Raw genomic sequence first — 14,559 nt, 5'->3', positions numbered from 1 at the left:
GGACCGCGCTACAGACGCCGCCTTCACTGGCGCCGGCTCCGCACGGCCATCCGGCGGAGGTGCGCATGAGCGACGAGCTGAACTTCGTCATGCAGGCACGCCGCGATAAGCTGGATGCTCTCGTGGCGCGCGGGGAGCAGGTGTTCGGGTATTCGTTCGCGAGGACGCATTCGGCCGCCGCTGTGGTCTCGCTGCTCGCTCCCGATAGTGCGGAAGGGCCGGTGGTGAGCGTGGCGGGGCGGATCGTGGCGTGGAGGGCGCATGGGAAGACCGCGTTCGCGCACGTCGCCGACGAGAGCGGGAAGATTCAGCTGTACTTCCGCAAGGACGAGCTGGGTGACGACAGGTTCTCGGTGCTGCAGCACTACGACCTCGGCGACATTGTGGGCGTCACGGGTCCGCTGTTCCGGACGAAGACGGGCGAAGTCACGATCCGGGTGACGGCGTTCGAGCTGCTCGCCAAGTCGCTGCGGCCGCTGCCGTACGGCAAGGAGGAGGTCGTCGACGGCCGGACGATCCGCCATTCCGGGTTCGTCGATCAGGAGCAGCGCTACCGGCAGCGGTACGCCGACCTGGCGGTGCATCCGGAGGTGCGCACGATGTTCGTCGCGCGGTCCCGGCTCATCCGCGCCATGCGGACGTTCCTCGACGGACGCGGGTTCCTCGAGGTGGAGACTCCGGTGCTGCAGCCGCTGTACGGTGGGGCGGCGGCGAAGCCGTTCATCACGCACCACAACGCGCTCGACATGCCGCTCTTCCTGCGCATCGCGGACGAGCTTTACCTCAAGCGTCTCGTGGTCGGCGGGTTCGAGCGGGTGTACGAGATAGGGCACGACTTCCGGAACGAGGGGATAGACCGCACGCACAACCCCGAGTTCACGATGCTCGAGTTCTACCAGGCGTACGCGGACTACGCCGAGATGATGACGGTGGTGGAAGCGCTGATCGTCGCGGCCGCTGACGCCGTGCGCTCGACGCCCGGCATCGCGGCGGACGTCCCGTCGTTCTCGACGCCATTCCCCCGCGTGCAGTGGACGGCCGCGCTGCGCGAAGCGGCCGGCGTCGACGTCATGTCCCTCGGCGACGAGGAGATGCGGCAGCTCGCCAAGAGCGTGGGCGTCGAGCACACCCAGAAGCTCGCCCGGGGGAAGCTGCTGGACGAGATTTTCCAGGCGCTGGTCGAGCGGAAGATCGAGACGCCGACTTTCGTGGTGGATTATCCCGTGGAGCTGTCGCCGCTCGCCAAGCCGAAGCGCGGCGATCCGGCGCTCACGGAGCGGTTCGAGCTGTTCGCCAGCGGGCGCGAGCTGGCCAACGCCTTCAGCGAGCTGAACGATCCGATCGACCAGCGCGCGCGGTTCGAGGCCCAGGCCGCGCTCAAGGCCGCGGGCGACGAGGAAGCGTCCGGAGTGGACGAGGACTACCTCCGCGCCATGGAGTACGGCATGCCGCCGATGGGCGGCGTGGGGATCGGGGTGGACCGGTTGTTCATGTACCTGACGGGGACGGCCAATATCCGCGACGTGATTCTCTTTCCGACCATGAGGCCTGAGGCTGGTGACTAGTGACTAGTGACTAGTGACTGGTAACGGCGGAACAACGGGTGGCACAGGGTCGTAGTTACTAGTCACTAGTCACTAGTCACCAGTCACCCTTTAACTTGCAGGCATGTCCCGTCTCGAGCTCTCCATCGCCTGGCGCTACCTGCGCAGCCGCCGCGGATCGCGCTTGCTGTCGTTCATCAGCATGATCGCGATGCTCGGCGTCGTGGTGGGCGTGAGCGCGCTGATCGTGATCATCGGCGTGATGGACGGGCTGCAGCACGATCTGCGCGAGAAGATCCTCGTGGGCAGCCCGGACATCCGCGTGCTGGCCTACGGCAGCGATCTGAAGATCCAGGACTGGCGCGACGTGCTCGCCAAGGTGCGTCGCCACCCCGGCGTCGTGGCGGCGGAGCCGTTCGTGCTCACCGAGGCGGGGATGAACGCCGGACGGGACTACGCCGGCGGCGTCATGCTCGTGGGGCTTCCCCCCGAGCGGCGCGGCGCGCAGGACGTCACCACGATCCGCCGGCACGTGACGAGCGGTGATTTCCGCTTTGCCAGCTCCGACGGCCAGCGCCGCGGCGCGGTGCTCGGTAAGCTGCTGGCCGCGCGCTTCAACGCCTGGCCCGGCGACAAGATCAACCTGATCTCGATCGCCAACACCAAGATCAACGCCGCGACGGGAACCTTCGTGCCGAGCGTGTACGAGCTCGAAGTTACGGGGATCGCCGAGACGGGCATGTACGAGTACGACGACCGGTACGTGTACATCGACCTGGCTCTGGCGAGCGAGTTCGCGGGGCTGGGCGAGAGCGTGACGGGGATCGAGGTCCGCACGATCGATCGCTGGGAAGCGTCGCGCATCGCCGCCGAGCTCACGCAGATGCTCGGGTTCCCGTATCGCACCGTCGACTGGGAGGAGCAGAACCGGTCGCTCTTTCAGGCGCTGAAGCTCGAGAAGCTGGGAATGGGCGTGATCCTGCTGCTCATCGTGATCGTGGCGGCGTTCAACATCGTCAGCACGCTCACCATGGTGGTGACCGACAAGACGCGTGAGATCGGGATTCTGCGCGCGATGGGAATGCCGGCGGGCTCGATCCGCCGCATCTTCTTCGCGCAGGGCGTGTTCATCGGAATGGTCGGCACGGCGTTCGGCGTGATCGTCGGCCTCGCCGCCGCGATCAGCATGGACCGGTACAAGCTGATCGCGCTCGATCCCGCGATCTACTTCATCGATCACCTGCCGGTGATGACGAGTCCGCTCGACGTCCTGTTCATCGTGCTCGCCAGCCTCGCGATCGCCGCCGTGGCCACGCTGTACCCCTCCATCCAGGCGTCGCGCTTGTACCCGCTCGAGGCGATCAGGCACGAATGAGCGGACTCACAGTGGTAGAGGGCCACGGCCTCCACAAGTCGTACGTCGGCGGCGACGGCAGCACGATCAACGTGCTGTCCGGCGTGAACCTCGCCGTGTCGCGCGGGGAGATGGTCGCGATCGTGGGCGCGTCCGGAGCGGGGAAGAGCACGCTGCTGCACATACTGGGGGCGCTCGAGGCTCCGTCGAAGGGATACGTCGTGCTCGCGGGCGAGCCGGTGCACGGCCGCTCGGACGACGAGGTGGCGGCGCTGCGGAACAGGCGCGTGGGGTTCGTGTTTCAGTTTCATCACCTGTTGCGCGAGTTCACCGCGCTGGAGAACGTGATGATGCCGCTCAGGATCGGTGGGAGGTCGCACTCCGAGGCGCGCGGGCGCGCCGAGGAGCTGCTGGCCCGCGTCCGGCTGAGCGGCCGCATGCACCACCGGCCGGCGCAGATGTCCGGCGGCGAGCAGCAGCGCACCGCCGTGGCGCGCGCGCTCGCGATGGACCCCGCCGTCCTGCTGGCGGACGAGCCGTCGGGCAACCTGGACCAGGCGCAGGGACAGGACCTGCACGATCTCCTGGTGGAGGTCACCAACGATCTCGAGATCGGCGCCGTGGTGGTGACGCACAACCAGGCGCTGGCGGCACGGGCCAACCGCGTGCTTCTTCTTGCCGACGGGCGGCTGGAAGAGACGCACGCGCGCGAGGGAGTGGCCTGATGCTCTGCGACATGTGCAAGGAAGGCGTCGTGGTCATCGACCTCACCAAAGTCGAGGGCGCCGAAGTGCGCCACCTCCGGCTGTGCGAGAAGTGCGCGGCGGAGCAGGGCGTCGAGACTTCGCTGGTGGTTCCGAAGGAGCAGGTGACGGAGCTGCTGCAGAGCGTGCATCAGCACATGCCGGCGGCGTCGGACGACGCGGCGCGCTGCACCTTCTGCTCGTCCACGCTGCGCGACTTCCGCAGCACCGGCCGGCTGGGCTGCCCGCACTGCTACGGCGCTTTCGAGAAGAGCCTGCGCGAGCTGCTGCGCCGGGTGCACGGCAACTCGCGGCACGTGGGTCACCGCTATAGTCCGCCGTCCGAGGGCGAGGTGGAGCGGTCGGTGACCGCGGGCGAGCTGCGGGAGCGGCTTCAGCGCGCGATCGAGTCGGAGCAGTTCGAGATGGCCGCTGACATTCGGGACAAGCTGAGAGGCTTGGAGTGACCTCGATGCGTGTGGCCGTGGCCCAGGTGCGGCCGGGTGTCCTCGGCAGCGCCGTCTTAGCGCGCGTAGTTTGCGCGCGTAGGCGCAGCCGGGGATTCCCGGTCGCACCGTGGGCCAGCGGCCACGCGGTGGAGTACCAATGGCTCTAGACCTCTCGCTCCTCCCCAGTGGAGGCGTGCAGTGGCTCGACGCCTCGGGCGACCACTCCGACATAGTGCTCTCGACGCGCATTCGCCTGGCGCGCAACGTCGAGGGTTACGCGTTCGCGTCGCGCGCGCGGGACGGCGAGCGGCTCCGCGTGCTCGCCCAAGTGCGCGACGCCATCCCCGCGGTCACGGGCAGTGACCACGGCGTCATGTTGCGCGTCGATGAGATGGAGCCCGGCGAGCGGTTGCTGCTGCACGAGCGGCACCTGGTGAGCCGGGAGCTCGCGGGGCTGGACCCGCAGCATCCGGTGCGGAGTGGGGCGGCGGTGTTTCTCGCGAGGCAGTCCTCGATCATGATCAATGAGGAGGACCACCTCCGGCTGCAGTCGCTGCGGTCGGGCTTCGCCGTGAGCGAGGCATACTCGGAGGTCGAGGCGATTGATCGGGAAGTCGGCGGGCGGGTTCCCTACGCGTATCACCAGGAGTTCGGGTACCTCACCGCGTGTCCGACCAACACCGGCACGGGGCTCCGCGCGTCGGTCCTCATCCATCTCCCCGGCCTCGTGCTCACGAAGGAGATCGGCAAGGTCCTCACCGGGCTGCAGCAGATGGGGCTCACGTACCGCGGGCTGTACGGCGAGGGGAGCGAAGTCGTGGGCAACTTCTTCCAGATGTCGAACCAGACCACGCTCGGCAGATCGGAGGAAGAGCTGCTCGACCACCTCGTCCGCGTGGTGCGCCACGTGGTCGAGCGCGAGGAAGAAGCCAGGCGTGTGCTGCTACGGGACGCGGGCTATATTATCGAAGACAAGCTCTGGCGGGCGTACGGGACTTTGCGGTACGCGCGGAGTCTCACGTTCGAGGAAGCGATGAACTTCCTCAGCGGCGTCCGGCTTGCAGTCGGTCTGAACCTGATGGCAGGTCTCAGTGTATACACCCTCAACAAGCTCCTGATTTTTAGCCAGTCGGCCCATCTCGCCTACGCGGCCGGACGCGCCCTGACTGAAAACGAAGCGAACCTGGCACGAGCGAAGTTGGTCAGGAAGGCGCTCGAGGAAGAGCCGGACAAATAGGGGTTACGCGGATCGCTGGTGTACCGCGACTGAGGATCGACTGATGAACGGTTACAACTTCACCGAACGGGTGCGAAAGGTTCTCGCGATGGCGCGGGAAGAAGCATCCCGTCTGCACCATGAGTACGTCGGCACGGAGCACATCCTGCTCGGCTTGATCCGCGAAGGCGAGGGCGTCGCCGCGACCGTGCTGCAGAACCTGAACGTCGACCTCGACGAGATCCAGCAGAAGATCGAGGAGACGGTGAAGAAGGGGAAAGCCCCGCAGGCGAGCGATCTGCCGTATACGTCGCGCGCCAAGAAAGTGCTCGAGCTCGCCATGGCCGAAGCGCGCGACCTCTCCCACAGCTACGTCGGAACGGAGCACCTGCTCCTCGGCCTGCTGCGCGAGGAGAAGGGAATCGCCGCGCAGGTCCTCGCCGACGCCGGAATCAACCTCGACGCCGCGCGCGCCGAGACGCTGCGACTGCTCGGCACCGAGATGCCGCAGGGTGGCGCGGCCGCGACTGCCGAAAAGGCCACGCCCGGCGTCCCGGGCACGGCGACCAAGGGCGACAAGAAATCGAAGACGCCCGCGCTGGACCACTTCTGTCGCGACCTCACACAGCTCGCCGGGGAAGACCAGCTCGACCCGACGATCGGCCGCGCCAAGGAGATCGAGCGCGTCATGGAAGTGCTGACGCGCCGGAAGAAGAACAACCCGGTGCTCATCGGCGAGCCGGGCGTGGGCAAGACCGCGATCGTGGAGGGCCTGGCGCAGCTGATCGCCACGGGCGAGTGCCCGGACTCGCTGCGCGACCACCGCGTGCTCGCGCTCGACATGGCGGCCGTCATCGCCGGGACCAAGTACCGCGGCCAGTTCGAGGAGCGCCTCAAGGCGGTGATGAACGAGATCACCCAGAACAAGAACATCGTGCTGTTCATCGACGAGCTGCACACGCTCGTCGGCGCGGGCGCGGCCGAAGGCGCGATCGACGCCAGCAACATGCTCAAGCCGGCGCTCGCGCGCGGCGAGCTGCAGTGCGTCGGCGCGTCCACGCTGAACGAGTACCGCAAGTACATCGAGAAGGACGGCGCGCTCGAGCGGCGCTTCCAGACCGTCATAGTCGAGCCGCCTTCGGTGGACGAGACGATCGAGATCCTGAAGGGCCTCCGCCAGAAGTACGAGGACCACCACCGCGTCGAGATCCCGGACGCGACGCTGGTCGCGGCCTCGAAGATGTCCGAGCGCTACATCACCGACAGGTTCCTGCCGGACAAGGCGATCGACGTGATCGACGAGGCGGGCGCGCGCGCGCGCCTGGCGGCGCAGCAGCCGTCCCCGGAAGTGGCGGATCTCAAGGGCCAGCTCGAGGGCGTGAACACGGAGAAGGAAGCCGCGGTGCGCGACCAGAACTTCGAGCGCGCGGCGTCGCTGCGCGACAAGGAGCGCGAGCTGCAGGGCGACATCCGCCGCGTGCAGGAAGACTGGGAGAAGCACCGCCAGTCGCACCGGCCCGTGCTCGGCGAGCCCGAGATCTCGTTCATCGTCAGCCGCTGGACGGGCATCCCGGTCATGCGGCTGCAGGAAGCCGAGACCACGCGCCTGCTGCGAATGGAGGAGGAGCTGCACGAGTCGGTGGTCGGCCAGGACGAGGCGATCAAGGCGCTGGCGCGCTCCATCCGCCGCAGCCGCGCGGGCCTCAAGGATCCCGACCGGCCGATCGGGTCGTTCATTTTCTCCGGACCGACGGGCGTGGGCAAGACGGAGCTGGCGCGATCGCTGGCGCAGTTTCTGTTCGCCGACGCGAGCGCGCTCATCCGCGTGGACATGAGCGAGTACATGGAGAAGTTCTCGGTGTCGCGGCTCATCGGCGCGCCGCCGGGCTACGTCGGCTACGAGGACTCCGGCACGCTGACCAAGGCCGTGCGGCGCAAGCCGTACAGCGTCGTGCTGCTCGACGAGATCGAGAAGGCGCACCCGGACGTGTTCAACATCCTGCTGCAGGTGCTGGACGAGGGCCACCTCACCGACAACTACGGCCGCGTGATCGACTTCAAGAACACGGTCGTGATCATGACGTCCAACGTCGGCGCCCGCGACATCACCAAGGGCAAGTCGCTCGGCTTCGTCGCCGACAACCGCGGCAGCTTCGAGCGGATGTCGGAGAAGGTGAAGGACGAGATGCAGAAGGTGTTCAACCCGGAATTCCTCAACCGGCTGGACGACGTCATCGTCTTCCACCCGCTGTCCGAGGACAACATCCGCGACATCGTCTCGATCGTGCTGCGCGACGTGCAGAAGCGCCTCGTCGACGAGCAGATCAACCTGAGGCTCACCGAGCCCGCGCTGAGCTTCCTGGTCAAGCACGGCTACGACCAGGACTACGGCGCGCGCCCGCTGAAGCGGGCGATCCAGCGCTACATCGAGGATCCGCTCTCGGAGAAGATCCTGCTGGCCGAGTTCGCCAAAGGAGACGAAGTGGAGGTCGACGTCGCGCCCGACGGCGAGAAGCTCGAGTTCCGGGTCCTGACGACGGCGGCCCCGCAGGCGTAGTTAGCACGGTTTACAGCATCGTCTAGGACGCGCTCCGGGAAATATCCGGGGCGCGTTTGCGTTGGCAGTCTTGGTGTCCGGGGAGCGCGCGGGCAGGGGTATCCTTCACTGCGCCTACGCTCGCAAACTGCGCTCGCTAAGACGGCGCTGTGAAGGACACCCCGCGCCGCACGCTCCCGCTGCCATCGGGTAGATGCCAGAAGCGACGAGGCGACCGGTGTCCCCGGAGCGAGCGTCTTAGCGCGCGTAGTGTGCGCGCGTAGCGAGCGGAGTGGGACACCGGTCGCCTCGTCGTGAGCGACCAGGCCTCCCGCCCTGCCGTCGGGCGCGACATCGGACAAAGGCGCCCGCAAACGGCGGAAAAGGAGGGGGACCGATTTGGGGTTGGCGCGTGTCTAATACGGTGCCGTCGGGGCTGTTGGCCGGGAGCCAACAGCCAGTAGCCAATAGCCCTTATATTTCACGGATGCATCGACTTAGACTGCTTCTGCTCGCGTTGTTTGCGATGGGAGCCAGAGAAGCCATAGCCCAGGACGTATCGGGCGCCCCCGGACCCTGCGCCACGCCCGCGGCCATATCGGTGACCGGGAACTCGCGCGTCACCGACGCGACGATCCTCGCGACCTCGGGACTGCGCGTCGGCGACACGTACGGCTACCGCGACATCCAGCGCGCGATCGAGCTGCTGTTCGCCTCGGGCCAGTTCGACGACGTGCACGTCACCTGCTCGCTCGACGACAACTCGCGCGCCACGTTGGTCGTGACCGTGCGCGAGCGGCCGCTCGTGTCGGCCTTCACGCTCACCGGCGTCGACCGCGTCTCCCGGAAGGACGTGCGCGACCGGCTCGAGCAGCCCGTCGGCGTGCCGGCCGATCCGGGCAGAATCGCGCTGTCGATCCAGCGGGCCGATTCGCTGTACGAGGCGAGAGGATTCTATCTCGCGAGGATCCGCGTCGACTCCGTGATGACCCCCGATGGCCGGCTCGCGCTCAACTTCGTTGTGGACGAAGGGCGGCGGCTCGCGATCTCGGGCGTGCGCATCAGCGGCAACAGCCGGGTGTCCGACGGCGACATCGTGGGCGCGATGAAGACGAAGCCCGAAGGATTCCTGTTCTACAGGTCCGGCGAGTTCGACGAGATCGAGTACGCCCAGGATCTGTCGGAGCGGATCCCGCAGCTCTACGGCAGCCGCGGCTTCATCGACTTCGAGATTCTGTCCGATTCCATGATCGTCGACCGCGAGCTGGGCAAGGCGATGATCGACATCGCGGTCCGCGAAGGTCCGCGCTACCGGATCGGCTCGTTCGAGGTACTCGGCAACCGGCGCTTTCCCACCGAGGCAGTGAAGGAGTTCTATCCGTTCGGGGACCAGTCGCCCACGCTGGCCGGCCGGGCCACGAGTCTGATCCGCCGCAGCCACCGGAATCCGCCCAACACGTTCGACGCCGACAGGTGGGAGGAGGCCGAGCAGAAGCTGCAAGAGGCGTACATGAACGAGGGCTACATCTACGCCCGCGTGAACCCGATCGTCGAGCGCGTACCCGGCGGGGACTCGGTGCGCACGGTGAACCTGCGTTGGGAGATCCAGGAGAACTCCCCCGCGATCGTGAACCGCATCGACATCACCGGCAACGACTACACGTGGGAGACCTGCATCCGCGAGCAGCTCGTGCTGATCCCGGGGCAGGTGTTCAACCGCCAGGCGCTGATCCGCAGCTACCAGAACATCTCCAACATGAACTTCTTCGAGCAGCCGATGCCGGCGCCGGAGACCAGGCCGGCGGGCGACGCCGGCGACGTGGACATCGTGTTCAACGTCAAGGAAAAGCGGACCGGCAACCTGAACTTCGGCGCGTCGATGGGGCAGGGCACGGGGCTCGGCGGATTCGTCGGGATGAACCAGCCCAACCTGTTCGGCAAGTGCAAGCGCGTCGAAGTGCAGTGGCAGTTCGGCCGCTACATCAACGACTTCAACGGAACGTACACCGACCCGAACATCCGCCAGTCGCGCATCTCGGGCAGCGTCACCGCGTACCACACGCGCTCGCGCTTCCGCATCGCCGATCTCGGCCAGAGCACGCGCACGGGCGGACAGCTGCAATTCGGCTTTCCCGTGCCGTGGTCGTACTACACGCGGCTGTTCGTGTCGTACGGCGGCGAGTCGGTGCGCTACTCCGAGGAGAACTCCACGCTCCTCGGCCAGCTGGCCCGGGACTGCAGGAGCTGCTTTCGATCCACGCTGGGCCTGACGGGTACGCACGACACGCGGATCGGACTACCGTTCCCGGTGGACGGCGCGCTGCAGACGATCGCCGCGCAGTTCAACGGCGGCCCCCTCGGCGGAACGTCGAACTTCCAGCGGTATACGGCCGAGCTGCGGTCGTACGCGCCGCTGGCGGCGTTCGGCAACCAGATCTTCGGCGGCCAGCCGATGCAGCTGGTGACCGGGCTGAGCGCCAAGGGTGGCGTGCTCTTCGGCAACCCGGGGCCGTTCTTCTACTCCCAGTCTTTCGCGCTCGGCGGCACGCAGTACGGCGAGCAGCTGCGCGGGTACGACGAGTTCTCGATCACCCCCGGCGGGTATGACCCCACGGCCGAGACGAGCTCGGCCCGTCGCGAATCCTTCGGAAACGCGTACTTTACTGCCACGGCCGAGCTCGGGCTGAGGCTGTCGTCGGCGCTGTACGTACATGCGTTCGCCGAAGGCGGCAACGTCTGGGACCGGCCCCGCGAGTTCAATCCGACGCGGCTGTTCCGGAGCGTGGGCTTCGGCGCCGCGACGCTGAGCCCGCTCGGACCTCTGGGGCTCGACCTGGGGTATGGACTCGACAAGATAGATCTGCTCGGCCGGCGCGCGCCGGGTTGGAAGCTGCATTTCAAGCTGGGACAACTTTTCTAATTACCCTTTTGGAGTCTTGATGAAGATCATTTCCCGCCTTGCCGTGGTCGCCGTGCTGCTCGTAGCAGCGGGCGCGACGCCGGCATCCGCCCAAGCGCCACCCAAGCTGGGCTACATAAACGCGCAGCAGATTCTCGCGACCGCTCCCGGCCGTGAAGCCGCCGAGCGCCAGTTCGAGAGCGAGGTCGGCTCGTTCCGCCAGCAGATCCAGCGGATGGACGACTCGCTGCGCGTCATGAGCGAGGCATTCCAGCGCGAGCAGGCGACGATGACGCCGGCGGTGCGGCAGCAGCGCACGCAGGCTCTAGAGGCTACCGAAGAGGCGTTTCAGCAGCGCGCCACGCAGCTGAATCAGCAGATGCAGCAGCGGCAGGCCGAGCTCGTGCGCCCTATCATGGACCAGCTCAACCGCGTGCTCGACGAGGTCCGCCGCGCGGAGGGCTACGCGTTCATCTTCGACGTGTCGTCCGCCGGGCAGGCGATCGTCGCCGCGGACACTTCGCTCAATCTCACGGACCGCGTGATCGCGCGCCTCGTGGCGCTCGGACCGCCGCCCCCGGCCACGCCGGCAACGACGCTGCCCGCGACCACGCCGCAGCCGGCCGGAGTGACCCGACCGAGACAGTAATGGCGCGAGCGGCGCCATCCTCCACCGATAGCGCTTCGTCAGTCAGCGGTGATGGTGTTCGCACCATCACCGCTGAAGCCGTTTCAGAGCTCGTTGGCGGGGAGCTGCACGGCGACGCAACGGCCACGATCTCCGGCATGGCTCCGCTCGACCGGGCCTCCCCCAGCGACGTGAGCTTTCTCGCCGCGCCGCGCTACGCGCGCGCCGCCGAGCAGACCCGCGCCGGAGTGCTCCTCGTCAGCCGGGAGCTGGCCGGGACGCCGACGGCAGCGCGCGCCACGATCGTCGTGGACAAGCCGCACGACGCCGTGCTCACGCTCCTTCCGCGGCTGTACGCCGCGCCGAAGCGCATTCCGGGAGTGCATCCCACGGCCCGGATCGGGCGCGGCGCGCGGATCGGCGCCGGAGTCTCGATCGAGGAGTACGTCGTCGTCGGCGCGGGAGCCGTCATCGGAGATGGAGTGTGGATCGGGCCGCATGCGGTGGTCGGCGACGGCGCGCGGATCGGCAGGGACTCGGTGCTGTACGCGCATTCCACCGTCTATTCCGGCAGCGAGCTTGGCGAGCGCGTCAAGATCCAGGCGGGCGCGCGCGTCGGCAGCGACGGATTCGGCTACGTCTTCCGGGACGGCGCGCACCAGGCGATACCGCACGTCGGGCGGTGCGTGCTCGAGAACGACGTGGACGTCGGCGCGAATACGACGATCGACCGCGGCAGCGTGGACGACACCGTGATCGGCGCGGGGACGAAGATCGACAACCTCGTGCAGATCGGCCACAACGTCCGCATCGGCAAGCTGTGCCTGATCGTGGCGCAGGCCGGCATCTCGGGCTCGGTGCATCTCGAGGACGGGGCGGTGATGGGCGGACAGTCGGGCTCAGCCGGGCATCTGACCATCGGGGCCGGAGCGCGAGTCGCGGCGCGAGCCGGAGTCATCAGCGACATCCCGGCGGGAGAAACCTGGTCCGGGTATCCCGCGCGTCCGCACCGCGAGTCGCTGCGCGCGTCGAGCGCGCTGTTCAAGCTCGCGGCCATCATCAAGAAGCTCGAGCGTCTGGCCGACCAGCAGGGCGAGCGATGACGCGCCGCACCACGGAGCGCGTCGCGACGGTCTCCGGCGTCGGACTCCATCTCGGCGAGCAGTGCACGCTGACGTTCGTTCCGGCGGAGTCGGGAAGCGGAATATCCTTCCGGCGCGTCGATCTTCCCGGCAAGCCGTCGATTCGTGTGGCGCTGAGCGAGGTCGCTTCGACCGAGCGCCGCACGCACCTCGGTGACTTCGTGGGCGACAGGGCGGTGCACACCGTCGAACACGTGCTGGCGGCCGTGGTCGCGCTCGGCATCGACGACCTCACGATCGACATCGACGCCCCCGAGCCGCCGATCCTCGACGGAAGCTCGGAGCCGTTCTTTCGCGCGCTGAAGACGGCCGGGGTCAAGTCGAACGGGGCCGAAGCGTACGTGCTGACGCTGTCCGAGCCGGTGCGGATCATCGACGGGGATTCAGTCTACGAGGCGTATCCGGCGGACAAGCTGAAGCTGGACGTGACGATCGAGTTCGACCATCCGTTGATCGGCCGCCAGAGCGGCGTATATGACGTCGATGCGGCCGTTTTCGAGCGTGAGCTCGCCCCGGCCCGCACCTTTGGCTTCGTTCACGAAGTAGATTCGCTTCGCGCGAAGGGATTGATCAAGGGAGCGTCCACGGCCAATGCCGTCGTGCTGGACGAGACCGGGCCGGTGAACGCGACGCTGCGGTGGAAGGACGAGTTCGTCCGGCACAAGGCGCTCGACATCCTGGGCGATCTGGCGTTGGCGGGCACGCGCGTGCAGGCGCGGATCGTGGCGCTGCGGCCGAGCCACCGGGGGACGGTGACGCTGGTACGGGAGATGGTGAAGGCTGGGACAAAAACGGCGGCGAAGGGGGCGAGCAAAGTGGCGACCAAGGAGAAGCGCGGGTATTCGATCGAGCAAATCATGAAGGTGCTGCCGCACCGGTATCCCTTCCTGCTGGTCGATCGGATAATCGAGATAGAGGAGAAGCGGATCGTCGGCGTGAAGAACGTGACGATCAACGAGCCCTTCTTTCAGGGACATTTCCCCGGGCATCCGATCATGCCCGGCGTGCTGATCGTGGAAGCGATGGCGCAGGTCGGCGGGATGCTGCTGATGGGCCCGGTCGAAGTACCGGAGTCGAAAGTCGTGTACTTCATGTCGCTCGACAACGTCAAGTTCAGGAAGCCCGTCCACCCCGGCGACCAGGTCGTCTTCGAGGTCGAGGTCACGCAGATTCGCGGGCCGGTGTGCAAGATGCACGGGGTCGGCCGCGTGGATGGCGAAGTGGTGGTCGAAGCCGACATGGCCGCTATGGTCCGCGACAGGTGAAGAACATTCATCCGACCGCGATCGTCTCCGACGACGCGAAGCTCGCCCGCGGAGTGGAAGTCGGCGCGTTCGCGATGATCGGGCCCGGCTGCGAGGTGGCGGAAGGTTGCGTCATCGCGCCGCGGGCGACGCTGGATCGGAACGTCCGGTTGGACCGGAACGTCCGCGTCGGGATCGGCGCGGTGCTCGGCGGAGACCCGCAGGATCTCAAGTTCCAGGGCGAGGAGACCACGGTGGAGATCGGCGAGGGAACGGTGATCCGCGAGTACAGCACGATCAACCGCGGCACGTCCGAGTCGTTCAAGACCACTGTCGGCCGTAGCTGCTTCATCATGTCGTACGTCCATCTCGCGCACGACTGTCATCTCGGCGACGGCGTGATCCTGGCCAACGGCGTGCAGCTGGCGGGACACGTCCGCATCGACGATCGCGCGATCCTGTCGGGGTTGAGCGCCGTGCATCAGTTCGTGCGGATCGGCCGCCACGCTTTCGTCGGGGGCTGCTCCCGCGTGTCGAAGGACATTCCGCCGTTTCTCAAGGCGGTCGGCAATCCGGTCAAGCTGTACGGCTTGAACACCGTCGGCTTGCAGCGCGCGGGCTTTGACGAACCGACGCTGCGCGAGTTGAAGCGGGCGTACCGCCTGTTCTTCAACTCCGACCTCAACATCACGCAGGCGCTCGAGCGGGCGGAGGCGGATCTGGAGCAGCGTCCCGAGGTGAAGGAGCTCATGCGGTTCCTGGAGGCGAGCGGTCGCGGAGTCGTAGTCTGACCGGGGGCGGCGG

11 protein-coding genes are annotated in these 14,559 nt (G+C 67.2%); all 11 read left to right on the top strand.

The window, feature by feature from the left end; translation table 11 throughout:
* Nucleotides 1-65: 65 nt before the first annotated feature.
* The 11 genes from lysS to lpxA all read left to right on the top strand — a co-directional run bounded on the left by lysS (nucleotide 66) and on the right by lpxA (nucleotide 14,546).
* Nucleotides 66-1,565 carry a lysine--tRNA ligase gene (gene lysS / locus WEA80_08830; GenBank protein MEX1186682.1) on the top strand — a complete coding sequence of 500 codons (1,500 nt, stop codon included), beginning with the start codon at nucleotides 66-68 and terminating at the stop codon, nucleotides 1,563-1,565.
* 103 nt (nucleotides 1,566-1,668) lie between these two features.
* Nucleotides 1,669-2,919, top strand: coding sequence for an ABC transporter permease (locus WEA80_08825; GenBank protein MEX1186681.1), 1,251 nt, complete (start codon nucleotides 1,669-1,671; stop codon nucleotides 2,917-2,919).
* Nucleotides 2,916-3,623 (top strand): ABC transporter ATP-binding protein, encoded by a 708-nt coding sequence (locus WEA80_08820; protein ID MEX1186680.1) that lies wholly within the window; start codon nucleotides 2,916-2,918, stop codon nucleotides 3,621-3,623. The genes WEA80_08825 and WEA80_08820 overlap by 4 nt, the downstream gene beginning before the upstream one ends.
* The gene (locus WEA80_08815; GenBank protein ID MEX1186679.1) at nucleotides 3,623-4,108 is read left to right on the top strand and encodes a UvrB/UvrC motif-containing protein; all 486 of its coding nucleotides are present in this window, start codon (nucleotides 3,623-3,625) and stop codon (nucleotides 4,106-4,108) included. The genes WEA80_08820 and WEA80_08815 overlap by 1 nt, the downstream gene beginning before the upstream one ends.
* Before the next feature lie 139 nt (nucleotides 4,109-4,247).
* Nucleotides 4,248-5,327, top strand: a complete 1,080-nt coding sequence (locus WEA80_08810) for a protein arginine kinase (GenBank protein ID MEX1186678.1) — start codon at nucleotides 4,248-4,250, stop codon at nucleotides 5,325-5,327.
* 43 nt (nucleotides 5,328-5,370) lie between these two features.
* Nucleotides 5,371-7,863, top strand: coding sequence for an ATP-dependent Clp protease ATP-binding subunit (locus tag WEA80_08805; GenBank protein ID MEX1186677.1), 2,493 nt, complete (start codon nucleotides 5,371-5,373; stop codon nucleotides 7,861-7,863).
* A 466-nt stretch (nucleotides 7,864-8,329) separates the two neighbouring features.
* Nucleotides 8,330-10,762: an outer membrane protein assembly factor BamA gene (gene bamA / locus WEA80_08800; protein ID MEX1186676.1), complete on the top strand. Its 2,433-nt coding sequence runs from the start codon at nucleotides 8,330-8,332 to the stop codon at nucleotides 10,760-10,762.
* Nucleotides 10,763-10,781: 19 nt separating this feature from the next.
* Nucleotides 10,782-11,390 carry an OmpH family outer membrane protein gene (locus WEA80_08795; GenBank protein MEX1186675.1) on the top strand — a complete coding sequence of 203 codons (609 nt, stop codon included), beginning with the start codon at nucleotides 10,782-10,784 and terminating at the stop codon, nucleotides 11,388-11,390.
* Nucleotides 11,390-12,472: a UDP-3-O-(3-hydroxymyristoyl)glucosamine N-acyltransferase gene (lpxD, locus tag WEA80_08790; GenBank protein ID MEX1186674.1), complete on the top strand. Its 1,083-nt coding sequence runs from the start codon at nucleotides 11,390-11,392 to the stop codon at nucleotides 12,470-12,472. Before WEA80_08795 ends, lpxD begins: the two co-directional genes overlap by 1 nt.
* Entirely contained in the window at nucleotides 12,469-13,776 is a 1,308-nt protein-coding gene (locus tag WEA80_08785; GenBank protein MEX1186673.1) for a bifunctional UDP-3-O-[3-hydroxymyristoyl] N-acetylglucosamine deacetylase/3-hydroxyacyl-ACP dehydratase, read from the top strand. The genes lpxD and WEA80_08785 overlap by 4 nt, the downstream gene beginning before the upstream one ends.
* A complete protein-coding gene (gene lpxA, locus WEA80_08780; GenBank protein ID MEX1186672.1) occupies nucleotides 13,773-14,546 on the top strand; it encodes an acyl-ACP--UDP-N-acetylglucosamine O-acyltransferase in 774 nt (257 codons plus the stop codon). The genes WEA80_08785 and lpxA overlap by 4 nt, the downstream gene beginning before the upstream one ends.
* Nucleotides 14,547-14,559: the final 13 nt, after the last annotated feature.

The organism is Gemmatimonadaceae bacterium (genome assembly GCA_040882285.1).
GTDB lineage: Bacteria > Gemmatimonadota > Gemmatimonadetes > Gemmatimonadales > Gemmatimonadaceae > JACDCY01.
This window is presented reverse-complemented; position numbering and strand designations above follow the sequence as displayed.